Origin of the sequence: Polyangium mundeleinium (genome assembly GCF_028369105.1) — a bacterium.
GTDB lineage: Bacteria > Myxococcota_A > Polyangia > Polyangiales > Polyangiaceae > Polyangium > Polyangium mundeleinium.
Genome location: NZ_JAQNDO010000001.1, coordinates 6,841,270 through 6,864,852, shown reverse-complemented (window position 1 = coordinate 6,864,852; position 23,583 = coordinate 6,841,270). Strand labels below are relative to the sequence as shown.

The window sequence follows — 23,583 nt, the reverse complement described above, 5'->3', positions numbered from 1 at the left end:
TCGCCCCCGAGGCAAGAGCCCGGGATGCCGAGCGGCGTGATTCGCGGTAGGAAACCCCCATGGCGCACGTCCTCGTGATCGATGTCGGCAGCTCGTCGGTGCGCGCCGCCATTTGTGATGGGAGCGCGTGTATCGTCGCGGAATCGGCCGAATCCCATGCCTTCACGGTGGCCGCGGACGGCACCGCGGAGTTTTTCGCGCGCGCGCTGCGGGGCGCCGTCGAAGGGTGCGTCGACCGGGTCGTGGCGAACGCGCCGCCGATCGACGCGGTCGCGCTGGCGACGTTCGTGGGGAACCTGCTCGGCGTGGACGCCGCGAATCAGCCCGTGACCCCCGTGTTCACCTATGCCGACACCCGCCCGGCTGCGGATGTCGAGGCATTTCGGAGCGAGGTCGACGTCGCCCCCTTGTACCAGGCGACGGGTTGCCCCCTGCATACCGCGTATCACCCCGCGCGGCTGCGCTGGTATGCGCGGAGCGGGCGGATCACGCCTGCGATGTGGCTCGATGTCGGCACGTACCTCTATCGCGCCTGGTTCGGCCGGGAGGTGCCGTGCAGCCTTTCGGTGGCGGCTTGGAGTGGCCTGCTCGACCGCGGATCCCGGCGCTGGTCGCCCGAATGGCTGCGCATCCTCGGGCTCGCGCTGGAAAAACTCCCGCCGCTCGCAGGATCGCGGCACACCGAAAGGGGCCTCGCGCCGGCGCATGCCGAGCGCTGGCCCGCGCTCCGCGACGCGCCGTTTTTCCTGGCCCTCGGCGACGGCGTGGCGGCGCATCTCGGCAGCGGGGCGATCGCGCCGCGGAGCACCTCGCTGACCGTCGGGACGACCGCGGCCCTGCGGCAGATGCGTGTCGCGGAGGCTCCGCCGTGCCCCGTGCCGAAGGGGCTCTGGGCCTATGGCATCGACGAGACGCACGAGCTCCTCGGAGGCGCCACGAGCGAAGGGGGAAATGCCCACGCCTGGGCGTGCGCGAATCTGAGGATCGACGGCGAGCCCCTCGTGTTCGGGGAGCCGTTCGCGCATGGGCTCACCGTATTGCCCATGTTCGCGGGCGAGCGCAGCCCCGGCTATCGACCGGACGCGACGGCCACCTTGCACGGCTTGCGCCTGTCCACGACTCCGCGCGACATCGTCCAGGCCTTGTACGAATCCATCACCTTGCGCCTCGCGCAGATCCTCGACGCGCTCGGCGGCACGGGCGCCCTTCACGCCGGCGGCGGCGCGCTCTCCGCCTCGCCTGCCTGGGCGCAGATGTTCGCGGACGCCATGCAAACGCCCGTTCATCTCATGGGCGAGGAGGCGACGGTGCGCGGCGCGGCGATGCTGGCGCTGGAGGCGCGCGGCCTGGGATCCCTCGCCGACCTCGCCCCGTCCGCTTCCCGGATCTTCGCGCCGCGGCCGGAGCTCGCCGACGTCTATCGGGCCGCGAAGGAGCGGCAGATCGAGCTGTATCGGAGGCTTTATCCGTGATTACCAGCGGAGCTCGGCCGGAAAATACTTCGCGATGAGGTCCTGGTAATACGGACGCAGCCGAGCGACGTCCGGCGGCGCGTCGGCCTTCGAGTAGAGATCGTACGGATTGAACCGCCGCACCCACTCCATCATTCGCCGATCCTGCTCGTTCATCAGGTGCCCATAGGCCCCCTCGCGGTGCGCCGCGTAGAACGAGTGATACCGGACCATGTACTGGGCCTCCATCGGGAGGTAGTCCTTGACCACGTGGTAGAGGTATTCGTCGTGCCCCCACGACATGTGGACCTGCGCGAGCCCCCCGCCCTCCTCGTAGATGCCACACGGCGTCTGGTAGAGCGGGTTTTGCAGGTCCGGGTTGTTCGCGAAGAGCTCGGGGAAGACGATCCGATCCGAGAACGCGCAGCCCAAGGGGAACGTGTCGCCCACGACAGCCCATTGCGGCTCGCCCCACAGGCAAAGGATTTTTCCGGCGTCGTGGATGAGGGCCGTCAGGACGAACCACGGCGGCTGGCCGTCGCGCCGCGCCGCCTCCGCGGACTGGAGCGCGTGCGCGATCTGGGATTGCTCCGTGTCCGGATCGCTGTCGTCGACCAGCCGATCGAGCAGCTCGAGCACCTCCCACATCCCCGCCCGGTGCCGATGCAGGCTCAGGTATTGGCGCTCCTTCTCCTTCACGAACGAGAGCGTCTGGTTCTCGTGGTTCAGCCGATAAAGCTCCTTGACGCTGGGCCTCGCCTCGGCGCGGTAATCGCGGAACTCCGAGGTTTCCTTTTTCACAGCGGTGCCTGCTCGTTTCCTGTCCTCTATCGCCTGCATTGTCTCGGGCAATAGCGCGAAGGGCCGGGCAGCGCTAGGATTCTCGAAAGGTCGCGGCTCCGGGTCTCCGCGAGGAAATGGGAACATGAACAGAGAGTTCTCCGTCCGCCGCTCGGCGTTGTGGAGGGTCCTCGGCTGCCTCCTTGCCCTCTTCGCCGCCGCGTGCGGCAGGGGCGAGCGCGCGAGCGCGACCACGCGTGATTCCCGCGAGCGCCCGCGCATCGCGGTCGTCACCCACGGCCAGGCGTCCGATCCATTCTGGTCCGTGGTGAAAAACGGCATCGACCAGGCGGCGAAGGACATGGGTGTCACCGTCACCTACCAGGCGCCCCAGGCCTTCGACATGGTCGCGATGAGCCGCCTCATCGACGCCGAGGTCGCCCGCAAGCCGGACGGGCTCATCATCTCCATGCCCGATCCCGCCGCCCTCGCGCGCTCCCTCCAGGCCGCGCGCGACGCGGGCATCCCGATCATCACCATCAACGCCGGCGGCGAGGAGGCGCGGAAGATGGGCGCGCTCCTGCACATCGGCCAGAGCGAATACGACGCCGGGAAGGCCGGCGGCGAGCGCCTCGCGCGCGCCGGCGTGCGCCACGCGATCTGCGTGAACCACGAGGTCGGCAACGTGTCCCAGGACGAGCGTTGCCGCGGCTTCCTCGACGCGCTCACGAAGGCCGGCGGCGAGGGCCGCGTGCTCTCCGTGAATGCCGCGAGCCCCACGGACATGCAGCAAAAGATCCTGGCCGCGACGAGGCCCGAGGTCGATGGCGTCTTCACGCTGGGCCCGGCCGCCGCGCGCGCGGCCCTCGCGGCGCTTCCGTCGGCGAACCGGCTCGGCACGACGAAACTCGCGACCTTTGATCTTTCGCCCGAGATCCTCGCGGCGGTCCGGGACGGGCAGATCCTGTTCGCCATCGATCAGCAGCAATATCTGCAAGGGTATCTCGCCATCGTCCTGCTCACGCAATACGCCCAGCACGGCGTGCTCCCCGCGGCGGAGGCCATCCCCACGGGGCCCTCGTTCGTCACGCGGGAGAACGCGGCGGCCGTGATCGACGCGAGCAAGAAAGGCATTCGGTAGCCGTGTCCGTGCGCAAATGGCTCTCCCGCCCCGAGTTCGGCGTGGTGGCCGCCGTGGTGGCCGCCTGGCTCTTCTTCGCCGTCACGGCCGGTGATTCCGGGTTTTTGACGCTCTCCGGGACGGCGAGTTACCTCGCCATCGCCGCGGAGCTTGGGCTCCTGGCCGTGCCTGTCGCGCTTTTGATGATCGCGGGCGAGTTCGACCTCTCCATCGGCTCGACCATCGCCGCGAGCGGCATGACCGTCGCGCTGTGCACGACCGAGCTCGGCTGGCCCTTGTGGGCGGGCATCGCGGCGGCCGCGGCGCTCTCGGCCTGCGTGGGCCTCGTCAATGGCCTGATCGTCACCCGCACGCGATTGCCCTCGTTCATCGTCACGCTGGGAACGCTCTTCATCCTGGCCGGCGGCACGATTGGCACGACGCGCCTCATCACCGGACGAACCCAGGTGGGCGGCCTCGAAGACGCGGGCGGGTTCGGCGCGGCGCAGAAGCTCTTCGCCGGGCAGATCGGGCCCTTTTCGATCACGCTGCTCTGGTGGGTGGGCCTCACCGCGCTCGCGACGTGGGTCCTCGTGCACACGCGCCCCGGGAACTGGATCTTTGCCGTCGGCGGCGCGCCGGACGCCGCGCGCCGGCTGGGCATTCCGGTCGACCGCGTAAAGATCCTTCTTTTCATGACGACGGCGCTCGCGGCGTGCCTGGTCGCCACGTTTCAAACCGTGCAATTCCGCGGCACCGACGTTCTGCGCGGCACGGGCAAGGAGCTCGAAGCCATTCTCGCCGCGGTCCTCGGCGGCACGCTGCTCACGGGCGGGCGTGGCTCCGTCGTCGGCGCGGCTTGTGGCGCGCTCCTTTTTGGGATGGTGCAACAGGGCATCGTGTTTTCGGGCGTGGATTCGGACTGGTACAAGGTTTTCCTCGGCGCGGTGCTGATCCTGGCGGTGCTCCTCAACAGCTCCGTCCAGACGCGGGCGGCGGAGGCGCGGCGATGAGCCAAGAGACGAACGGTTTGGCTCCGATCCTCGAAGCGGAGCACATCACCAAGCGATTCGGCCGTATCACTGCGCTCGAAGATGTCTCGATGCGCGTGTATACGAGCGAGATCCTGTGCGTCCTCGGCGACAACGGCGCCGGCAAATCGACGCTCATCAAGACCCTGTCGGGCGTCCATCCGCCGGACGAGGGGCGCCTGCTCGTGGACGGCGAGCCCGTCCGGTTCTCCTCGCCGCGCGACGCCCTCGCCCGGGGCATTGCCACCGTCTACCAGGACCTCGCCATGGTCCCGATGCTCTCGGTCGTTCGCAATTTTTTCCTCGGCGCCGAGCCGACGCGCGGGGTGGGACCCCTCCGGCGCCTCGATTTGCGCGAGGGCGAGGCGGTGGTGCGCGCCGAGCTCCAGCGAATGGGGATCGAGCTTCGTGACCTGTCGGTGCCGGTCTCGGCGCTCTCGGGTGGGCAACGCCAGGCGCTCGCGATTGCGCGGGCGATTCATTTCGGCGCACGCGTGCTCGTGCTCGACGAACCCACGTCCGCGCTCGGCGTGAAGCAGGCGGGCATCGTCCTGCGGTACGTGATGGAGGCGCGCACCCGCGGGTGCGGCGTGATTCTCATCACCCACAACCCACACCACGCGCACATGGTCGGGGATCGATTCACGATCCTGAACCGGGGCCGCTGCGAGGGAACCTTTGCCAAGGCGGACATCACGCGCGACGAGCTGGTCCGGCGGATGGCGGGCGGCGAGGAGCTGGAGCACCTCCAGCACGAGCTACGCGCCTCGTAACCGGTAAAGCACCTCGCCCGCGTTTCGCACGAGCAGGATCCCCTCCTCTTCCCGCCCCTCCCACGCGGCCGGATCGATGTGTCTGGGATCGGCAAACCCGAGGTTGATCCGCCGGCAGCGCTCTTCCGGGATCCCCGTCGCGAGCGTCACCTGAATCCGCGGCCGCTCTCCCTGCTGCGCGTCGTAGCTGCCCGCGCCTTTCACGTGGGTGCTGTGCGCGAGGATGGAGAGCGGGATCGTGCGAAAGTGGTCCCATTGCGCGAGGAAATAATCCCGCACGTGGTAGCCGACCCGATCGATGCGCGCGCCGTGCGTGAACGAGACCTCCGCGAGGTGCGGCGCGTAAATGACGACCTCGCCGCCGTCCTCCACCACGGGCTCCGTCTTGTACATCGCCTTGGCCGCGGTCCAGAGGTCGGCGTATTTCGTCGAGGGGAGCGAGAGCACGCGCTTGTAACGCCGTTTCGTGTGGACGATGTTGAGCTCATGGGAGAGATCGGCCGCCGCGCTCCACGCCTGCGCGTGCGGACCGACGTAAAGCCCGTGGAGAGCCGCGCCGCGGAGCACGAGGGCCGCGCAGAGCACCGGCACCGGCACGAATTCGGCCGCGTGGTGGATGACCCGCCGGACCATCGTGTCCTTGACGCCGATCGTCGACATGCTCGTCGAGAGCGCCCCGAGCCAGTGGGTCGTGTCGATGATCTCGCGCCCCGCGATGCCCGGGAACAGATACTTCGCGCCCCCGGAAAACCCCACCACCTCGTGCGGGAACACCGGGCCGCAGATCAGGATCTGATCGTACTCGAAGATCCGGCGGTTGATCCGCACCTCGGTCGCGACCGCGAGCAGCCCGCCCGTGAGGCGCGCCATCTCGTCCTCGCCGATCACGCCGAGGGTCGAAAGCGCGCCCGGATCGTCCCACGCGTGATTGAAGATCGAGGTCCGCCCACTGTCGCGACCCGGCGCGTCTCTCCCGACGAGCCGCTCGATGGCGGCCGCATCCATGGGCGGATGCGTGCCGAGGGCGATCAGGTAATCGAGGCGCGCGACGCGTCCTGCGAGCAGCCTGTGGAGGAGCCGAAAAAGAAGCGGGATCGGCGCCGTGCGGGTCGCGTCGGGAAGAAGGACGAGGAGCCGCTTGCCCGTGAGCGGCAGCGCGGCGAGCGCCTCGTCGAGGATCCGGTGGACGGCCTCGTCCGTGAGGGGCTCTCCGGGAGAACCCTGGCCGATCAGCATCTCACACCCCACTTTGGGCGGAGAACCCGCCGTCCACCGGCAAGACCACCCCCGTCACGAAGGCCGACGCCGGGCTGACCAGGAAAAGCAGCGCGCCCGAAAGATCCACCGGCGCGCCCATCCGCCCCATCGGCGTGTGCGAGACGATCGCCCTCCCCCGCTCCGTGAACGTGTTCGTCGCGGGATCGGTGAGCAAAAACCGGTTTTGTTCTGTCAAGAAGAACCCGGGCGCGAGCGCATTGACCCGAATGTGGGGGCCGTACATCTGCGCCATGTGGACCGCGAGCCAGCGCGTCAGGTTGACGACGGCGGCCTTCGCCGCGCCGTACGCGGCCACGCGCGTGAGCGGCCGCTCGGCGCTCATGGACGTGATGTTCACGATGCTGCCCCGGCCCCGCGCGGCCATGCCACGCCCGAAGGTTTGGCAGGGCCTCAGGGTGCCTTGCACGTTCAGATCGAAGACCGCGCCGAACCCCGCTGGATCCAGCTCGAACAGGCTACGATCCGGGCCCGTCGTCGCCTTCGGGTGGTTGCCCCCTGCCCCGTTCACGAGGATGGTCACCGGGCCGAGCGTGGCCTCGATATGCCGCGCCGCCGCTTCGAGCGCCTCGGCGTCGAGCACGTCACACGGCACCACGAGGGCCTCGCCGCCTTCCGCGCGGATCGACGCCGCCACGGTCTCGCAGGGCTCGCGCCGCCGCCCCATCACGGCCACGAACGCGCCCGCCGCGGCGAGCGTGCGGCAAAACGTGGCGCCGAGCACGCCGCTGCCGCCCGTGACGACCGCCACCTCGCCGCGAATGTCGAAGAGCGCCGCAGGATTCATGGGGAAAGATCCTCCGCGCCGAGCCGATAGGCGCGCTCGGCCAGGCCCACCGCGCATTCCGTCGCGAGCTCCGCGGCCTCCTCCGCGTCGAGCCTGCCCGTCACGACGAGCCCCGCGAGCCAGTTGCAGCTCACCCGGCGCCAGACGTCGTGCCGCGCCGGGATCGAGCAAAACGCGCGCGTGTCGTCGGTGAACCCCGCCGTGTTGTAGAGGCCGGCCGTCTCCGTGACCTGATCGAGGAAACGGACCATTCCATTCGGGCTATCGAAAAACCACCAGGGCGGGCCCAGGAGGACGGCCGGATAATACCCGGCGAGCGGGGCGAGCTCGCGGCCGTAGGTGCTCTCGTCGAGCGTGAAGAGCAGGAGCCGGAAGCGCGGATCGTCGCCGTACGCTTCGAGCAGCGGCCGCAGGTTTCGTGTCCATTCGGTGGCGACGGGGATGTCGGCGCCGCGATCGGGCCCGAAGCGCGTGAAGAGCGCGCTGTGGTGGTCGCGCAGGCTGCCGGCGTGGAGCTGCATGACGAGGCCATCGTCGATGCTCATGCGCGCCATTTCCATGAGCATGTGGGCCGAGAACCGGGCGGCGTCTTTTTCGTCCGCCTCGCCCCGAAGCGCGCGCGAAAAGATTCGTTCGGCCTCGGCGGGGCCGAGCCGCTCGGCGTGCGGCGTGACGGCGCCGTGGTCGGTGGCGGTGGCGCCGAGCGCCTTGAACGTGGCGCGGCGCTCTTCGAGGGCCCGGATGTAATCGGCGTAGGTCGTGATTTCGAGGCCGGCGGCCGCGCCGAGCTGCTCGATGTTGTCACGGAAGCCGGGCGTGCCGAGGTGGACGACCGCGTCGGGGCGGAACGTCGGTCGCACGTCGAAGCGGCCCTCGGATTGGAGGCGGCGGTGGTGTTCGAGCGAATCCGCGGCGCCGTCCGTGGTGCAGAGAATGCGAATCTGGAACCTCTCGTAGAGCGCGCGCGGAGAAAACGCCGGCTGTTCGAGGCGCTCGGCGAGGTGATCGTAGATGCGCTGGGCGTTTTTTCCGTCGAGCCGCTCCGTCACACCAAACACCGAAAGGAGCACGTCCGAGAGCCAGAGCCCGCTCGGCGTTCCGCGGAACACGTAAAAATGGTCGGCGAAGCGCTGCCAGACGCGACGGTGACCACGCTCGTGGCGGCTCCCGTCGCGGGTCGGGAGGCCGAGGTCTTCCATGGGCACGCCGCGGCTGTGCAGCATGCGGCAGACGTAATGGTCCGGCAGGACGAACAGGTCGGCGGGCGAGCCGAAGCGCGCGTCAGGATCCGCGAGGAGCGCCGGATCCACGTGACCGTGCGGGCTCACGATGGGCAAGTCACGCACCAGGGCATAGAGCTCCCGGGCGGACGCTCGTTGCGAGGATTCCGCGGAAAAAAGGCGGTCGGGGTCGAGCGACCAGCGGGGCGGCATCCCTCCCAGTATAGGGACGCGCATGCGAGGGCGAAGCCCAGCGCGTGTCCCTGTGGATCAGCCAGGCGAACGCGGCTCGCGCCCGCGGGGCGCCGGATGTGGATTTCATGGCAGGTCGCCCTTTTTGCGATCGTCCCGCCACGCAGTCGGCTTACGCTGCGGGCATGAATACCAGCCACGTCGTCCGCACGCTTTGCGGACCCCTCGCCGGTGTGGCGCTGCTCGCGAGCTGCGCGGTCACGCCGGCGGAGACCTACGATTCGGTAGAGCAGGCCATCGGGGAACCCGTGGGAGAGCTGCCCAACCACGACGAGCGGGTCCTCGGGTTCTGGACGAACCGCATTCGCGCCGCCCCGGCGCCTTTTGATGCCCTCCCGAGCCCCGACGGGACCACACCGTCGGGCCGGCCCATCCCGAGCCCGACACCGCCGCTCGAGCTCGTCGCCGACCTCGCCCGCGCCGCGCACTTCCAGTCGAACCACATCGCCACCACCACGTGCCCGCTCTGCGCCGATCATTCGAGCTGCTGCGTGCTCGTCGGGCAGGACGAGGACACGCACTGCGAAGGCGCCGTGACGACGTGCGGCGTCACGAGCCAGGGCGAACGCTTCTCGCACTTCTCGGACCGCGCCACGGGGGAGAACGGCGAAGAAGGCAACTCGAAGCCCGAACTCGCGATGCTCTCGTGGATCATCTCCAACGCGCATTGGGCGTCGATCAACAGCGCCGGCGTCACCGCGCTCGGCACGGGCGCGGTCCTCGCGAACCGCCATGTCCACCACCTCGTGTTCGGCGTCCAAGGCACCTACCCCGTGGCGGGCGACGGGACCCATTTTTATGACCTCAGCCGTGACGGCTCGTTCATGGTCAAAGAAGCGCCCGTGACGAACCCGACGTTCGGGATCACCTACTACTTGCCTGGGGGTGGGGCCCCGAAGGTCGCTCGCGTCGTGCGCTCGCTCGACGGAGGGGAAGCGGTCTGCGACCCCCTCGCGCTGAAGTACGGCGCGGAGGCGCATGGCACCTACGAGAAGGCGATGACCCTCGAATCGGGGTGCCATCGGTATTTCTTTCACATCGTCGATGGCAATGGCACCGAGCATATTTATCCCACGACCGGGACCCTCGGCGTTCCGATCAACGTGAGCGCCGACAAGTGCCCCGACTTCTCGGCCGCGCGATTCGAGGCTCCCTGCGCCGGGACACCCCCGAGCTCGGGGGAAGGTGGCGCGGGAGCGGGCACGAGCGGGAGCGCGGGGAGCGGCGGCGCAGGCGGAAGCGGCGGCGCAGGCGGCAGCGACGACGGCGACGACAGCGGCGGCGCGTCCGGATGCGGATGCCGCGTTGCGCCCGTCGGCTTCGAGGCGACAGGCGGCGGGCTCGTGGTCCTCGCGCTCGCCGCATGGGCGCGACGACGGGCGCGTCGATAGGCTGATTGCGGACGCGACGGCGGAGGCGCAAACACGAGCGGTCGCTGTTGCCCCGCTGCGCGCCGACCCGGTAGCATGAGGGCCGGCACCGATGCTTCTCACCGACGCGCGGTTCGACCTCCCGCCCGACCTCCCTTTTGCTCCCGGGGCGAGCCCGTTCCGGCAGAAGGGCCATGTCTATCGCGGAAACCACGACTTCATGAACAAGCGCGTCCCGGGGGGACTTGCCGCGCTCCGGCAAAGCCTGCCGACGCCCGAGCTCGGGAAGTTCTTCGAGCAGCGATTCGAGGTGTCGGCGTGGTACGACTCGCTGCCCAACATCTACCTCCAGGACGCGGCGGCGCGCGTCCGCGGCGTGCCTTTCGAGGAGCACGCGCGCGAGCTCGGCGTGTGGCACGCGCGCGAGCGGCTCAAGGGGTTTTACAGTGTCCTGCTCCGGGCCGTCTCGACCGAGAGCGTGGCGGTATGGGCCCCGCGTGTCCCGTCGATGTATTATTCGTTCGGCAAGTTCCAGACGCGGATCGTCGCTCCGCGGCGGGTTTCGCTCGCCGTCCGCGGCGTGCCCGTGATCCTGGCGCGCTGGCTCGGCGCGATCATGGCCGCGGCGGGCGGGGAGATGGTCCTCATGGCCGGCGCGAGGGACCTCCACTGCGAATTCCCGAGCGCGGAGCCCGACGGAACGGCGTATGGCGTTCCGGTGTGCCGGCTCGAAGGCGAAGTCACGTGGAGATGAACCGCGAACTCAGGAGCCCGGATTGCACGCGCCGACGGATCCCTCCGCGCAAACGACCCCTTTGATCCTGGCGCCGCTCAGGTTGCTGTCCGTGTAGTTGTTGCGGGCCTGTCCGTCGACGTCGCCGAGGACGGCGTTCCGGAGGTCGCAGCCGAGGAAATCGACGTTGCTCTGCTTTTCTTCGGTGAAGCTCGCGCCGACGAGGCTCGTCTTCGAAAAGACCTGGTTGATGAAGAAGCCGTCCCAGGTGCTTTGGTCGGCCTTGGCGTTCGTCACGGTGCAGTAGCGGATGACCTCGTAGGAGATCATGCTGAAGCCCGTGAGGTCCGAGTTCTCGAAATGGGAGTGGTAGCAGATGTCCGTCTCGATCCGCGCTTTCCGTAGGTTCGACGAGAGGAAGCGGTTCTGCGTGAAGATCCAGCGTTGTCCGTGTCCGCTCGATGTGCCCAGGTAGGCCTCGCTCAGATCGGTGTCCACGAACTGGCTGTCGCCGATGCTGTTCGCCCAGATGCGGGCGCCGTGCAGGTTGGCGTTCGTGAAATCGACGTGGCTGATGGATTGCGCCCGGAGCTCGATCCGGCTGAGGTTCGCACCCGACAGATTCGTGTGGCTGAGCGTCTGGATCGTGATGACTCGCCCTTCCAGGTTGACGCCTCGCAAATCACACCCGGCGCAAGCGCCGGTGGCGAGTAATTTCTCCAGGTCGGCGTTCGCGTAGGCCGCGGGGGCTGCGCCGAGGCAGGCGGCGGTGAGCAGGAAGGATGCGGCGGCGGGCAGCGGCGAGCGGAAGGGCATCGGTGGCGGCTCCTTCCGCCGCGAGGCTGCAACTCCGGCGCCAACCGTCGCGGGCGGTACGTTGTGCGGGGGATCGGCGACCTGCGGGCGGGGGTTGTTGAGCTCCTGGCGGAGGCGGGGGACGTCCTTTCGGGGATCGATGTGCTCCTGCCGTCGCTGGGCGACGTCGTGGCGGAGGCGGGGGATGTCCTGTCGGAGAGGAACGAACTCCCGGTGGAGAAGGGGGCACCCCTCGGGGGAGATCGGCCACCTCCTTCGGGGGGTGGAGCATCTCCACGCGGAGGAAGGCGGCCTCGGGGCGGAGGTGGGTGATGTCCGGGCAGAGGCCGACGATCTCCTGACGGGGAGGACCGACCTCCTGCCGGAGGTCGAGGGACCTCCTGCCGGAGGTCGAGGGACCTCCTGCCGGAGGTCGAGGGACCTCGACGCAAAGCGGCGGCGGAGACGGAAGCGGGAGCGGGAGTGGGAGCGGGAGCGGGAGTGGGAGCGCGGGCAGGTATGCAGAGGAGCCCCGCTCGGGGACAGCGATCGTACCGTCGTGCTCGGCCTCTTCAAGGCCAAGCCGTGCTCGCCGGGCTCGCAGCACTGCGTGCTGCTCCGCGCGGTGCTGCGCAGCCTTGAAGAGGCCTCCGCGCGACGGTCCGGGACGAGGGTCCCGGCGATTGGGTCGTCGGGTGGAGGGTTCGTCATGCTGAGGATCTATGATGTCGTTTTGGCCATGGCTGGAGACGCAGCGGGTATCGCGGAGCAGATCGAACGGAGGGATTCGGATCTGGCTCGGCAAATGCGCAGGGCCATGCATAGCGTCGCGCTGAATCTGGCCGAAGCGATGGAGAGCTTTTACCTGAAGAACGCTAACATCATGAGATGGCTCAGGTTTTCGTCTGCGTCGACGTCACGAATGGCTGCATCGTTGACCTTTCGCCAAACGCACCGTCTTGCTCCCCATGAGCCCCAAGTCCCAGGCCGTGCTTCGCTTCAACTTCTTTTACAAGGAGCTCGGCCGGAAAGGCGCCCGATCCCATGCCCAGGCTCGAGCGCACCTTCCGCGCCGCCATCTTTGGGCGAGAGCGGACTGAAAACGCGAAGGGGCACGTGTGCGCGTGCGGGTGCGGGGGAGGCTCGTGGTGAACCCATGGCACCAAATGCGTGGGGATCCCGCGCTGGCCGGGATCGAGCTGGCATCGCCAGACCGCATCCGGGACAAGGCAACGCCGTGTGCGTTCTCGCCGTGCGTTGTGTCATCGTTCCTCGACGCGTGGATACACGGGGTGTTATCATCCGCGGAGCGTGCCCGACGACAACCCTCTGCAACTGCCGCCTCGTTCCCAGCTTTCCCCCTGCCAATGCACTGAGCGCCTTGCTCATCATCGTCATGAGCGCCCGCAAATGAGAGCTCGACCCCAGGACGGCAAGTCCTGCGATATGCGCCGCCCGCGGATCCGATGCGATCCCGGCGTGCATCCGGCGCGATGCTGGCCACTTTCGAGATATCGGCCATCACGAAATACCGACGATCGCCGAGCCAGCGGTCGGACAACTCGAAGAGCGCGAAGATGGTCGGGGCGACGCCTCTTCGTCGAGCAACGCGTCCGAGCTCGCCTGGACGGCGGCCACCTCCGAAATCATGGCACGTCTGCTCCGGGCGGCTCCAGCGCTGGGCGCTTCTGCTCGTGCGCCCGCTGGCTCCGGTGAGAGCCCGACGGAAGAATCTTCCCGACCTCGCGGGTATGGGGCGCCGTCCGGATCAGCTCCGGATCCTCGGTGGCCTCCTGCGCGACACGGAGGAACTTCTCGATCATCCGATCCAGTGACTCTCGCGTCTCCGTCTCCGTCGGCTCGATCAGCATCGCGTCGCGCAGGTGGCCGGGAAAGTACACGCAGCCGGCTCCCACCAGCGTCGGGGGATGCACGCCGTAATCGATGAGCCGCTTGGCGAAGTCGAAGGCGCTCACCGGGAGCTTCGCAGTGCTCAGCAGACACTCGTGCATGCACGTGCCGCCGAAGACCGGGGGCAGGTAGGGTGACAAGCGGGCCTGGACGTAGTTCGCGTTGAGCACGGCGTTCTCGGACACCGTGCGCAGGCCCCGGGAACCAGAGGTCAGGATGTAGCAATAGGCCCGGATCAAGACACGGACGTGGCCGTAGAACGACTTCATCCGGCCAATCGATTGCGGCCGGTCTTCATCCGGAAAGTATCCGCGCGCATCCCGGCGGATCACTGGAATCGGCAGGAAGGGTTCCAAAAACGCCTTGACGCCGCACGGCCCCGAGCCCGGTCCTCCGGACAGGTGCGGGGTCGAGAACGTCTTGTGGGTGTTGAGCTGGAGGACGTCGAATCCCATGTCGCCGGGCCGGACGATCCCCATCAGCGAGTTCATGTTGGCGCCGTCGCAGATGAGGAGCGAGCCATTTTCGTGGACGCGCTCCGCGATCTTTCGGATGTTCTTCTCGAAGAGCCCGAGGGTCGAGGGGTTGGTCAGCATCACCGCTGCGACCGAGTCGTCGAGCGCGGCCTCGAGCGTGCCGAGGTCGGTCAATCCCTCCGGGGTCGTCCGGATCATCTTGCAGCGATAGCCTGCCATGGATGCGGACGCGGGATTGGTGCCATGGGCCGAGTCCTGAACGAGGACCACGTCCCGCTTCATGCCCCGGGACTCGAACCAGGCGCGGATGATCATGAGCCCCGTGAGCTCGCCATGGGCTCCGGCCGCGGGCTGGAGGGTGAAGTGGTCCATCCCCGAGAGCTCCGCGAAGTATTCGGCGAGATGGAAGAGCAGCTCCCAGAGGCCGGGCAGCGTGCTCGCGGGTTGCCTCGGGTGGGCGTGGGCGAACCCCGAAAGGTTCGCCAGGGGCTCGTGGCGCTTGGGGTTGTACTTCATCGTGCAGCTCCCGAGCGGATAGCTGCCATCGTCCACGCCGTAGGCGCGGTGGCCGAGCGCCGTGTAATGGCGGACGAGCTCGATCTCGCTGACCTCGGGCAGCCCGATGAGCTCCGTCCGGAGCAGCTCCGCGTCGAACCATCGTGAAGGATCGAGCTCCCCGAAATCGGGATCCTGGAGGCCCGCTCCGCTCACACCCGGGCGGGAGAGGTCGAAGATCGTCTGCTTCATCGTCCCAGCGCTCCGATGGTCTCCGCGAACAGGGCCGCGGCCTCGTCCAGCTCGGCGCGCGTTTTCACCTCGGTGACCGCGACGAGGAGGTGTTCCTCCACCTCGAATCCGGCGAACACGCGCCGCTCCAGCATCCGCTCCAGGAACACCGGCACGGAGCAGGGGAGCCGGAGCGCGAATTCGTTGAAGAAGGGGCCGGTCGCCGCAGGCTCGACGCCGGGAATGGCGAGCAGCTTCTCGTGAAGGTACCGGGCTTTGCCGGCACATTGTGTGGCGATCTCCCGGAAGCCCCGCTCGCCGAGGGCCGCCAGGTAAATGGCGGCGCGCATCGCCTGATGCGCCTGGTTCGTGCACATGTTGCTCGTGGCCTTCTCGCGGCTCACCTGCTGCTCGCGCCGCTCCAGGACGAGCGCGAGGGCTGGCTTTCCATGGATGTCCCGCACCTCTCCGACGAGGCGCCCCGGCATGAACTCGCGCAGCCGCTTCTCGCAGGCGAGCACCCCGAGGTAGGGACCTCCGGCCGAGAGTGGCAGGCCGAGGGGCTGGCCCTCGCACGTCACGATGTCCGCCCCGAGCTCGCCGGGCGGCTTCAGGAGCGCCAGCGTCATCGGGTAGCAGGAGACCTGGAGGAGGGCCTCGTGCTGCCGGCAGAGGGCCGCCGCGGCTGGGATGTCCTCCAGGATGCCGAGGGAATTGGGGGTCTGCAGGATGAAGGTGGCTGCGGGGCGCGCGAAGGATGCCTGGAGCGAGCGCGGATCGAGCCGGCCCGAGATGGGATCCGCGGCGACGTAGACCACCTCGCCCCCGCGTCCGCGCATGTAGAGCTCGAGGACCGACTTCCACTCGGGCCAGATGCGTGAGGAGGCGAGGACGCGCCGCCGGCCCGTGGCCGAGCAGGCCATCCAGGCCGCCTCGGCCATGGCCGTCGCGCCGTCGTAGAGCGAGGAATTGACGACCCGCAGGCCCGAGAGCAGCGAGAGCATGCGCTGATACTCGAAGAGGATCTGCAGCAAGCCCTGGCTCAGCTCCGGCTGGTAGGGGGTGTACGCCGTCAGCAGCGCCTCGCTGGAGGTGAGGCTGTCGACGACCGCGGGGATGTGGTGTTCGTAGATCCCGCCGCCAAGGAAGCTCAGGTGGCTCCGGGTCGATGCGTTCCTTCCCGCGAGCTCCCGGAGGTGCTTGCCGAGCGCCCATTCGTTGTGGGGAGCAGGCAGGCGAAGCTCCCTGTCGAGGCGCACTTCCTGGGGAATGGGGGAGAAGAGGTCCGCGATGCTCGTGAGCCCGAGGGCCTCCAGCATGGCCTTCCGGTCGGCCTCCCGGTGGACGTTGTAGCCACAGACGAGCGGCTCGGGATGTCTCTCCATCGTGACGAACTCCAGAGGGTGACGCGCTCGAGCGCGAAGCTTGGGTGGGCCTCCGTTGAACCGCAAGATCGGCAGCGGGGGGGCCCTTGCCGGGCTCGCTCTTCACGGCGGGAGCGAACGTTCGGCTGCGACGATAACGAGGCGAGCGCGCCGCGCAGGCCATGGGCGGGGTGCCGTTCGCCGGCGCGGCGATTATGAGAATGGCATCGATGAGGAGGTGTCATCGATGCCATCGCAACCGTCCCTCCGCAGGGCCCTCGGCCTCGCCGAAGTCACGTTCGCCGGCGTGGGCATCATCCTGGGGGCAGGCATTTATGCGCTGCTCGGGGACGCCGCGGGCCTCGCCGGCAACGCGGTCTGGATGGCCTTCGTGATCTCCGCGCTCATGGCGGCCTTCACGGGCTTTTCCTATGCGGAGCTCTCATCCATGTTCCCCTCCGCGGGCGCCGAGCATGAATACGTCTCCCACGCCATGGGCAGGCGGATCGCGTTCGTGATCGGCTGGCTGAGCATCATCTCGGCGATCCTCGCGGCGACCACCGTGTCGCTCGGCTTCGCTGGTTACTTGTCGGTGCTCACCGGCGTCGCCGTCACTCCAGCCGCGCTCGGCCTCATCGTGCTCCTCGGTCTCCTGCTCTTTTGCGGGATCAAAGAGACGTCGTGGTTCAACATCGTGGCCACCTTCATCGAGACCGGGGGCGTCGTTCTTCTCCTCGTCCTCGGCCTGCCCCACCTCGGGGAGGTGGACTACCTCGAGGCGCCGAAAGGCCTGGCGGGCGTCTTCCAGGCATCTTCCCTCGTCTTCTTCGCGTACGTCGGCTTCGAAGGGCTGGTGAAGCTCGCCGAGGAGACCAGGAGGCCGGAGAAGACGATACCGAGGGGGCTCATGCTCTCTCTCGGGATCACCATCGTCCTTTACGTGCTCGTCTCCATCAGCGCGGTGTCCGTGGTGGGATGGCGAGAGCTCTCCGCATCGCAGGCGCCCTTCGCGGACGTCGCCCGCCACGCGCTCGGGCGCGACGTGTTCATCGTGGTCTCGGTGATTGCCCTCTTCGCGACCACGAATACCGCGCTGATGTTCCTGCTCGCTGCCTCGCGGATCATCTATGGAATGGCGGCCGCGGGGGCCCTCCCTGCCGTCCTCTCGGGCGTTCACCGCTGGAGGCAGACCCCCTGGGTCGCCATCGCCCTGGTGACGGCGGCGTCCGCTCTGTTCCTCTCGGTCGGGGATATCGCCTTCATAGCCAATGCCACCAATTTCACCGTCTTTCTGATCTTCATCGCCGTCAACGCCACCGTCATCATCCTGAGATTCAAGGACCCTGCCAGGAGGAGGCCTTTCCGCATCCGGCTCTCGGTCGGGCGGATACCGCTCCTGCCCATCGCGGGGATCCTCTTCTGCGTGTTCTTGAGCGCTCAGATCCCGCCGGGCGTCCTGCTGCTCGGACTCGTGCTCACCGCGATCGGAGCGCTCTCGAGCCTCGGGATGAATGTCCGAAGGGCGGGAACATGACGCGCAACGGGACACGCATGCGTTCGATTTCGCTCGTCCTTACCGGCCGCTGATGTGCTCGCCGACCAAGCCGGCCGTGTGGCGCAACTACCTGGCGTGGCAGGTGGTGTATGCGACGGCCAAGCTGCTTTCGGAGCCTCCGCCGCACCCGCGGGTGTTGGCCGCGTGGGAAGGCGCACTGTTCCTTCCAACGCTAGAGGCGGTGTCGCCGTTTGGCGAAAGGTCAACATTGCCGAGGGCATGGGCAATCACGCCGGAACCAAACGCCAGCGCTACGCTTCCTCCCTCGGCTCGGCAAGGGAGGTGCTGGCCTGCGTCCAGGTCGCCCAAGCCATGCGGTACATCGGCACGGTCGATGCGCGGGTGCTCGACCGCATGGACCACGTCATCGCCACCCTGGGCCGCCTCGTCTACCGCTGCGCTTCGTGAACCCCGCAAGGCGGGCCGTCCTTCACAGGCGGCCCACCAAACGGCCTGGATCGCAGCACCGATAACGAGGCTCCTCGCGCCCTTCGCGGCGGATCGTGGGGTCGTCCCGCGACGAACCAATCCCCATTTTCCTATTGAGTTTTGCCCTTCCTCGTGGGACAAACAAGCGACGCCAGCCGGTGCAGGAACACCGACCGGCGTCTCCCCACAACCCCGAACGAACCGGAGTCATGAGTATGGCAACGATACCGCTCCATCTTCCGCCGGCAAACTTCTCGGCGTCGCACGCCTTGCTCGGCCGTCTTTACCTGGAACACCGCGCGTTCTTGCGTCGCCTTCTTCTTGGTCAGTCCGTTCCTCCCCGCGACGTGGAGGATGTTCTGCAAGAGGTCTTCGTCACGGTATGGCGTCGCCTGTCCTGCCTGGTCACGCCTGAGCAGGCGCGCCCGTGGCTGGTGATCATCGGGCTCAACCATGCGCGCAATCACCGCAAGCTCGCGCGTTGCGAGCGTGAGGTTCTCGCTGGGTTCGCCGACGATCTTCCCGAGCGGGAGGACGACGGGGCGTCCGCGGAGACGGTTCTGCATGCGATGTATGGGATGTTCCGGCTCAAGCGGTTTCTGGAGAAGATGAGGCCGTGCATCCGGGTCGCGGTGATTCCGTATCTGGAGGGATGGTCGGTCCCGGAGATTGCGGCGACGCTCGGAATCAAGGTAAAGACCGTCTACAGTCGCCTGCATCTCGCGCGGAAGCGTTTGGAGATGCTCTCACCCGCGTAAGGACCGCTTCCGCTTCCGCTCCCGCTCCCGCTTCCGCTCCCGCTCCCGCTTCCGCTTCCGCTTCCGCTTCCGCTCCCGCTCCCACTCCCGCTTCCGCTCCCGTCACCCGACTCGAAGCCCAAGCATCTTCCTTCCACGGAGCCATGCCCACCTCAAGACCGTCGACGCGGTGAGCGCGCAATTTGGACTGGTGCATCAGGTGATTCTGATCCAGACCTGGCCGATGCCGACGCCCCCGCCCGAAGGTACGCCGCCCGCCGTGAAGCCGCTCCCGAAGCCGGTTCAGTACGCGATCCTCGCGATGATGCTCGCCATCGCGGGGGGCGTGATATGGCTCGTGCGCCCGTCGACGAAGCCGTGCACGGTGAAGGAGACCTTCCACAACGACAACATCTGCATCGTGACCGGAAGCGTGAAGGCGATCGACGAGGTGAACAAGGCCCTCAACGCCAAGCAGCTCGGCTCCGTCGAGCTCGACGAGGTGGAGCTGACGGACCCTTCGGGCTCGCGAGCGGTCTATTTCGATCCCCAGAAGTTCGATCTGGGCGGCCGCACGACCGCGAAGGTGACCGGACGGGAAGTGCAGGAGCGCGGGTCGGCGGGCGTCACGCGGTTCGTGGTGGAGAAGGTCGAATAGTCGGCCCTGGTGTCTTGCGGCGCCCCACGGCCCTACGGCACGATCCGAAACTCATTCTGCGCATACGCACCCGACGCCGGCGCCGCCGTGCCTTCGACGATCACCACGCCAACCGACGCCGAGAAGCAGACCCTTGCATTGCACTTGTCCCCGCACGTGCCCTGCGCCGGCGGGATCGCGTGGCCGGTGCACACGATCGGGCCACGCGATGTTTTGGCCTCGCGCACGAACGTGTAGCCGTTCTCCTGGGTCGGCTCGAACGTCTTCGGCTTCGCCGCGTACGTGGGGGGTTTGCGGAGCGCGGCGGTGATGGCGGCGTCGTCGGCGTCGGCGGGGAGAAACCACACGCCCTGGTCCGTGACGGCGACCTGCCTGGGGAGCACGTCGGCCGGGGCCTCGTGAGCGCTGCTGTTGCGGCCGAGCGTGTATTTGAGCTGGGCTACGTCGGCCTTGCCCACCTTGCGCACGTTCGACGGCATGACGAGCAGCGTGTCGTCGTAGTCAGGCGCCCCCTTCGTGTGATTGAGCAGCGTCCAGCACGCGCCACGGCGAACGAGCGGGCCCCACACGGTGCGCTCGGTCGTCAGCACCGGCAGCGCCGGCGGGCATGCGAGCTTCGGCCCCGCGGCGACGGGCGGGGGCGCCGCCGCAGACGGGGGCGCCCCCGCAGACGCGGCCGTGACGCTCGCGGCGGGCACCGGAGACGCAGGCGCCACCGTCGTCACCTCGGGCGCGCCGGCCGGCGGCTGAGGTTCGCCGCCACAGGCTGGAAGCAGCGCGAGGAGCGCAAGCGAGGTGCGAAGGTCCATGTCGGGACGGACGATACCATTCGGTCCCGCCTCTCCCTTGGATCCGGTCCCGGGAGCACGATTTCGTCCGTGGCGATTCATGGCTCGTCTCCTCGTTCCGCCATCAGAAGGTCAACCGCATGCCCATGCGGATCGTCCTCGGGCTCTGGTACGACGTGGGGCTGCCGTAGCTGGGGTTTCGGTCGGCGGGATCGAAGGGCGAGCCGTCCTCGAAATTCACGAGCTTGTAGCGACAACCCGCGCCGGTGGCGCAGGCCGCCTCTCCCTTGTTCGGCAGGTCCGCCGCCGTGCCGCCGTCGATGGGCCGGACGATCGCGTACGTGAACGATTGATTGCGGCTGGTCTCGGCCTGGAAGTTGAACAGGTTAAACACGTCCACGCTCACGGAGAGCGTGCTGTCCTTGCCCACCTTGTAGCCGACGGCGAGGGTCGAATCGACGCTATGGACCCAGGGCAAATTGCCCCCCGCGCCGCGGGGCAGGAGGAAGACGGCACCTCTGCCGTAGGTGGGGTGAGCGCCGAGGACGTCGAGCGGGGCGCCCGACGTGCCCGTGTAGCCCATTCCTAGGTTGATGTGGACCTTCTTCGCGAGGACGAACTCCTTGGCGCCGAAGACCTTGACCGAATGGCGCCGATCCCCCGGGAGCGGGCCGTCACGGTTCGGCTGGAGCGACAGGAGGTCGAAGTCGGAGAGCGTATGGGGCGATGGATAGGGCCCCGAGGCGAGCCCGGGGTAGTTCCCGCGGAGATACGACGCCGTGTAGCTGGCGAGCGCGAACCACCCCCAGGCGAACGATTTCTGGAAGAACACAGTCACCGCATCGTAGTCGCGCCGTGCTTCGGGGACGTCGGAGGCCGCGCCATGGCCGGGGTTGCCCACGAAGATCGACGTGCCTTCGTCCCGGCTCATGGTCTCGATGGCGCGGTGGATCGAACGGTGCACGTAGTTGACGCCCACGCGCGCGTCGTCGAAGACCTCGTACTCGCCGCCTGCCGCGATCTCGTCCATCGATTGCGCCTCGATCTCCGGATCCACCGGCGCGCGATTGCCGTGATAAGAACCCCATTGCCGGTTCGGTGCGTAGGGCTGCCCGATCGTGAGGTTGTTCTTCGGGTCCAGGCAGGCCGCGACCTTCGCGGGGTCGCTCGGGTCGCACACGGAGCTCGACACTTCGGACACGGCGAGGGGCCGCCGGACGAACAAGGCGTCGGCCAGGCCGAGGGGCACGTTCTCGTAATGACGCGCGTAGTTCACGAAGAGCTTCGATCGGTCCCGACGGGTAACGTCGTAGATGACGCCGACGCGTGGAGACCACTGGTTCGGGAGCACCATGCCCATCCCCTCGCTGCTCGACATCATCTGCGCGTCGTACCGCAAGCCGGCGTTCACCAAGACCCGATCGAGGATGTGGAAGCTATCCTGGACAAACCCGCCGACGAGGGTGGAGTGCGTCGTCGGGGACTGCCATTTCGGAACGTAGACGTCGTCCGGGCCCGTCAGGTTGCCGATGCGAAAGACTTGCCACGCCGAACCATCCCGCGTCTCCGAAAACCACACGTTCCCCGTGTTCGCCTGGGCGAACAGGCTGTTCGACACCTCGACGTCGAGCCCCGCCTTGATGACGTGGAACCCCAGCGCCTGGAGCAGGTACGTGACGACGGCTTTTCCCTGGAAGCGGTTCGTGATGGATTCGTTCACGTTCCCAGGTCCACCCGTCAGGTAGGCGCGCACGGGGCAATGGATGACGTTCGTCGACCCCTTCGGCTCGCAGCCACTCCCTGCCGGAAGATCCTCGAAATCGGCGAGGGTATGCGGTGCCCCACGCGTCCAGGCGATCCCGGGGACGGCGTCGAGCCCCTTCCCGCTGCCGATCGCCGCCCCGTCGACCGGCAGGCGGCTCGAGGAGGCGTGATGATAGGCGATCGTCGCGTCGAGGAGGAGCCTCTTGTGCAGGAACGCCGACGAGAGCGTGAGGGAGGCCGTGTGGTTCCTCTGCTCTTCCCGCCGCCCGAAGGCCGCGTAGTGCCCCTCCAGCGTGCTCGTGTTGGTCGTGCCCGTGACCCCATCGAGGGAGATCCGCCCGTCCCCCCCGGACCACGTGGGCGAACCGAACACCGAGAGCGTCAACGTATGCGACGAGCTGTCTTGCCGCGGGGGGATGTACCATGTGAGCTTGCCGATGTATTGCAGCGTCTCTTTCGACGCGACGTAGCGACGTATCCCGCCCTCGATGGGCTCGGTGCGCTGAACCCCGTATTCATCGCGGAGGCCGATGGGATGGCCGCTCGCGTCGAGCTTCACGGATCCGTCGGGGTTCGTCTCGTACCGCAGACGGTGGAGCGAACGCGCGATGTCGAGGTCCTCGAAGGCCACGTTCAATCCCGCGTAGAACCACAGGCGATCCTCCTTGATGGGTCCGCCGAGCTCGAACCCGAAATCGCGCATCGCGCCGAGCTTCTGATCGACGGCGACCACCGTGCCCTCCGCGCGTACGGGCTTTCGTTCTCCCTCGAACGCGCCCGGCGCGACGCTGCCGAAGATCGACCCGTGAAACGCGTTGCCACCCGATTTCGTGACGACGTCGAAGACGCCGCCGGTGGTCCGGCCGAACTCGGGCAGGTATCCGCCGGTGGCGATGTGGACCTTCCGGACGAACGCGAGCGAGAGCGGCGTGTCGTTGATGCCGTCCGAAGCGCTGCCCACGGAGACGCCGTCGATCTCGAATCGGTTCTCGGGCGCCGACGAGCCGTGGATGGAAAACCCGAGGCTCGTCGGCTGGGCGCCGGGCACGAGCGCCCCAAGGCTCTCGAACGATCGCAGGGCCGAGGCTCGACCGCCGGGCGGCGCCACCGGGAGGCGATGCGAGACATCCGACTCGATGATCAAGCCTGTCGTCGTCGACCGGATGTCGACCGACGGAGGCGGCTCGGGTAACGCGATGTCCGGGCCCAGCTCGTCCGGCGAGAGCTCCGTGAGCAGCACGTTGGCGCGGGACGTGGTGCCCGTCTGGAGCGTGATCCCGCCGCGCGAGGAGGGCCTGTGCCCATCGCGCTCGATCCGGATCGTGTATTCGCCCGGCGAGAGCCCAGAAACGCGATAGGTGCCGAATGCGTCGGTCACGGCGACCAGCTCACCCTGTATCGCGGGGGAGGTCACGATGATGACGACGTCGGCGAGGGGCTCTCGTGTTTCCGCGTCGCGGACGGTCCCGGTGAGGACCGAGTCTCCGGCGGCGGAGGCGGAGGAGGCGGCCAAGAGACCGAGGCAAAAGGTAGCCGCCAGGGAAAAACATCGGGGTCCATAGAGCAAGCGCATGACGATTCGATTTCC

Annotated in this window: 19 protein-coding genes; 10 read left to right on the top strand and 9 right to left on the bottom strand. The window is 67.9% G+C overall.

The genetic code is table 11. From position 1 onward, the window contains the following. Window positions 1–59: 59 nt before the first annotated feature. Window positions 60–1,472 (top strand): gluconokinase, encoded by a 1,413-nt coding sequence (locus POL67_RS27135; protein WP_271922150.1) that lies wholly within the window; start codon window positions 60–62, stop codon window positions 1,470–1,472. Here POL67_RS27135 and POL67_RS27130 read toward each other — a convergent pair whose 3' ends face one another. Then, window positions 1,473–2,252, bottom strand: a complete 780-nt coding sequence (locus tag POL67_RS27130) for an inositol oxygenase family protein (protein WP_271922148.1) — start codon at window positions 2,250–2,252, stop codon at window positions 1,473–1,475. Window positions 2,253–2,376: 124 nt separating this feature from the next. On the opposite strand from POL67_RS27130, the gene POL67_RS27125 reads away from it, so the two are divergent. From POL67_RS27125 to POL67_RS27115, 3 genes are read left to right on the top strand one after another with little or no spacing between them, the layout of a single operon-like run. Then, the gene (locus tag POL67_RS27125; RefSeq protein WP_271922146.1) at window positions 2,377–3,372 is read left to right on the top strand and encodes a sugar ABC transporter substrate-binding protein; all 996 of its coding nucleotides are present in this window, start codon (window positions 2,377–2,379) and stop codon (window positions 3,370–3,372) included. 2 nt (window positions 3,373–3,374) lie between these two features. Then, entirely contained in the window at window positions 3,375–4,364 is a 990-nt protein-coding gene (locus POL67_RS27120; protein ID WP_271922144.1) for an ABC transporter permease, read from the top strand. Continuing rightward, window positions 4,361–5,155: an ATP-binding cassette domain-containing protein gene (locus tag POL67_RS27115; protein WP_271922142.1), complete on the top strand. Its 795-nt coding sequence runs from the start codon at window positions 4,361–4,363 to the stop codon at window positions 5,153–5,155. The genes POL67_RS27120 and POL67_RS27115 overlap by 4 nt, the downstream gene beginning before the upstream one ends. Here the strand turns inward: POL67_RS27115 and POL67_RS27110 are convergent. From POL67_RS27110 to uxaC, 3 genes are read right to left on the bottom strand one after another with little or no spacing between them, the layout of a single operon-like run. After that, the gene (locus tag POL67_RS27110; RefSeq protein ID WP_271922140.1) at window positions 5,141–6,391 is read right to left on the bottom strand and encodes a lactate racemase domain-containing protein; all 1,251 of its coding nucleotides are present in this window, start codon (window positions 6,389–6,391) and stop codon (window positions 5,141–5,143) included. The two genes, POL67_RS27115 and POL67_RS27110, sit on opposite strands and share 15 nt — an antisense overlap. A 1-nt stretch (window position 6,392) precedes the next feature. After that, complete coding sequence (locus POL67_RS27105; RefSeq protein WP_271922138.1) at window positions 6,393–7,217, bottom strand: SDR family oxidoreductase; 825 nt, start codon at window positions 7,215–7,217, stop codon at window positions 6,393–6,395. Then, window positions 7,214–8,650: a glucuronate isomerase gene (gene uxaC, locus POL67_RS27100; protein WP_271922136.1), complete on the bottom strand. Its 1,437-nt coding sequence runs from the start codon at window positions 8,648–8,650 to the stop codon at window positions 7,214–7,216. Before uxaC ends, POL67_RS27105 begins: the two co-directional genes overlap by 4 nt. Window positions 8,651–8,814: 164 nt before the next feature. Between uxaC and POL67_RS27095 the strand changes: the two genes are divergently transcribed. Both POL67_RS27095 and POL67_RS27090 read left to right on the top strand, forming a co-directional pair. Next, on the top strand, window positions 8,815–10,080 hold the full coding sequence (locus POL67_RS27095; RefSeq protein WP_271922134.1) for a CAP domain-containing protein: 1,266 nt from the start codon (window positions 8,815–8,817) through the stop codon (window positions 10,078–10,080). A 91-nt stretch (window positions 10,081–10,171) separates the two neighbouring features. Then, the gene (locus tag POL67_RS27090; protein WP_271922131.1) at window positions 10,172–10,813 is read left to right on the top strand and encodes a hypothetical protein; all 642 of its coding nucleotides are present in this window, start codon (window positions 10,172–10,174) and stop codon (window positions 10,811–10,813) included. A 9-nt stretch (window positions 10,814–10,822) separates the two neighbouring features. Here the strand turns inward: POL67_RS27090 and POL67_RS27085 are convergent, their stop codons facing one another. The 3 genes from POL67_RS27085 to gcvPA form a co-directional block, all read right to left on the bottom strand. After that, window positions 10,823–11,608, bottom strand: coding sequence for a pentapeptide repeat-containing protein (locus tag POL67_RS27085; RefSeq protein WP_271922129.1), 786 nt, complete (start codon window positions 11,606–11,608; stop codon window positions 10,823–10,825). A 1,625-nt stretch (window positions 11,609–13,233) separates the two neighbouring features. Further along, complete coding sequence (gcvPB, locus tag POL67_RS27080) at window positions 13,234–14,721, bottom strand: aminomethyl-transferring glycine dehydrogenase subunit GcvPB (RefSeq protein ID WP_271922128.1); 1,488 nt, start codon at window positions 14,719–14,721, stop codon at window positions 13,234–13,236. Continuing rightward, a complete protein-coding gene (gene gcvPA, locus POL67_RS27075) occupies window positions 14,718–16,085 on the bottom strand; it encodes an aminomethyl-transferring glycine dehydrogenase subunit GcvPA (protein ID WP_271922127.1) in 1,368 nt (455 codons plus the stop codon). The genes gcvPB and gcvPA overlap by 4 nt, the downstream gene beginning before the upstream one ends. A gap of 226 nt (window positions 16,086–16,311) precedes the next feature. On the opposite strand from gcvPA, the gene POL67_RS27070 reads away from it, so the two are divergent. The 4 genes from POL67_RS27070 to POL67_RS27055 all read left to right on the top strand — a co-directional run bounded on the left by POL67_RS27070 (window position 16,312) and on the right by POL67_RS27055 (window position 19,443). After that, on the top strand, window positions 16,312–17,598 hold the full coding sequence (locus tag POL67_RS27070; RefSeq protein WP_271922126.1) for an APC family permease: 1,287 nt from the start codon (window positions 16,312–16,314) through the stop codon (window positions 17,596–17,598). 240 nt (window positions 17,599–17,838) lie between these two features. Further along, window positions 17,839–18,027, top strand: a complete 189-nt coding sequence (locus tag POL67_RS27065; protein WP_271922125.1) for a hypothetical protein — start codon at window positions 17,839–17,841, stop codon at window positions 18,025–18,027. Between the two features lie 290 nt (window positions 18,028–18,317). Next, window positions 18,318–18,806, top strand: coding sequence for an RNA polymerase sigma factor (locus POL67_RS27060; protein WP_271922124.1), 489 nt, complete (start codon window positions 18,318–18,320; stop codon window positions 18,804–18,806). 169 nt (window positions 18,807–18,975) lie between these two features. Next, entirely contained in the window at window positions 18,976–19,443 is a 468-nt protein-coding gene (locus POL67_RS27055) for a hypothetical protein (RefSeq protein WP_271922123.1), read from the top strand. A gap of 32 nt (window positions 19,444–19,475) precedes the next feature. Here POL67_RS27055 and POL67_RS27050 read toward each other — a convergent pair whose 3' ends face one another. Together POL67_RS27050 and POL67_RS27045 are read right to left on the bottom strand one after the other, a co-directional pair. Beyond that, window positions 19,476–20,252: a hypothetical protein gene (locus tag POL67_RS27050; protein WP_271922122.1), complete on the bottom strand. Its 777-nt coding sequence runs from the start codon at window positions 20,250–20,252 to the stop codon at window positions 19,476–19,478. A 103-nt stretch (window positions 20,253–20,355) separates the two neighbouring features. Continuing rightward, a complete protein-coding gene (locus POL67_RS27045) occupies window positions 20,356–23,568 on the bottom strand; it encodes a TonB-dependent receptor domain-containing protein (protein ID WP_271922121.1) in 3,213 nt (1,070 codons plus the stop codon). Between the last annotated feature and the right edge of the window lie 15 nt (window positions 23,569–23,583).

Excerpts from the sequence above, each read along its gene's own strand:
- POL67_RS27085 (WP_271922129.1), bottom strand. The coding sequence starts at position 11,608 with ATGCCCTTCCGCTCGCCGCTGCCCGCCGCCGCATCCTTCCTGCTCACC.
- gcvPB (WP_271922128.1), bottom strand. The coding sequence starts at position 14,721 with ATGAAGCAGACGATCTTCGACCTCTCCCGCCCGGGTGTGAGCGGAGCG.
- uxaC (WP_271922136.1), bottom strand. The coding sequence starts at position 8,650 with ATGCCGCCCCGCTGGTCGCTCGACCCCGACCGCCTTTTTTCCGCGGAA.
- POL67_RS27125 (WP_271922146.1), top strand. The coding sequence starts at position 2,377 with ATGAACAGAGAGTTCTCCGTCCGCCGCTCGGCGTTGTGGAGGGTCCTC.
- POL67_RS27110 (WP_271922140.1), bottom strand. The coding sequence starts at position 6,391 with ATGCTGATCGGCCAGGGTTCTCCCGGAGAGCCCCTCACGGACGAGGCC.
- POL67_RS27065 (WP_271922125.1), top strand. The coding sequence starts at position 17,839 with ATGGGCAATCACGCCGGAACCAAACGCCAGCGCTACGCTTCCTCCCTC.
- POL67_RS27070 (WP_271922126.1), top strand. The coding sequence starts at position 16,312 with ATGCCATCGCAACCGTCCCTCCGCAGGGCCCTCGGCCTCGCCGAAGTC.
- POL67_RS27090 (WP_271922131.1), top strand. The coding sequence starts at position 10,172 with ATGCTTCTCACCGACGCGCGGTTCGACCTCCCGCCCGACCTCCCTTTT.
- POL67_RS27045 (WP_271922121.1), bottom strand. The coding sequence starts at position 23,568 with ATGCGCTTGCTCTATGGACCCCGATGTTTTTCCCTGGCGGCTACCTTT.
- POL67_RS27115 (WP_271922142.1), top strand. The coding sequence starts at position 4,361 with ATGAGCCAAGAGACGAACGGTTTGGCTCCGATCCTCGAAGCGGAGCAC.
- gcvPA (WP_271922127.1), bottom strand. The coding sequence starts at position 16,085 with ATGGAGAGACATCCCGAGCCGCTCGTCTGTGGCTACAACGTCCACCGG.
- POL67_RS27050 (WP_271922122.1), bottom strand. The coding sequence starts at position 20,252 with ATGGACCTTCGCACCTCGCTTGCGCTCCTCGCGCTGCTTCCAGCCTGT.
- POL67_RS27095 (WP_271922134.1), top strand. The coding sequence starts at position 8,815 with ATGAATACCAGCCACGTCGTCCGCACGCTTTGCGGACCCCTCGCCGGT.
- POL67_RS27135 (WP_271922150.1), top strand. The coding sequence starts at position 60 with ATGGCGCACGTCCTCGTGATCGATGTCGGCAGCTCGTCGGTGCGCGCC.
- POL67_RS27105 (WP_271922138.1), bottom strand. The coding sequence starts at position 7,217 with ATGAATCCTGCGGCGCTCTTCGACATTCGCGGCGAGGTGGCGGTCGTC.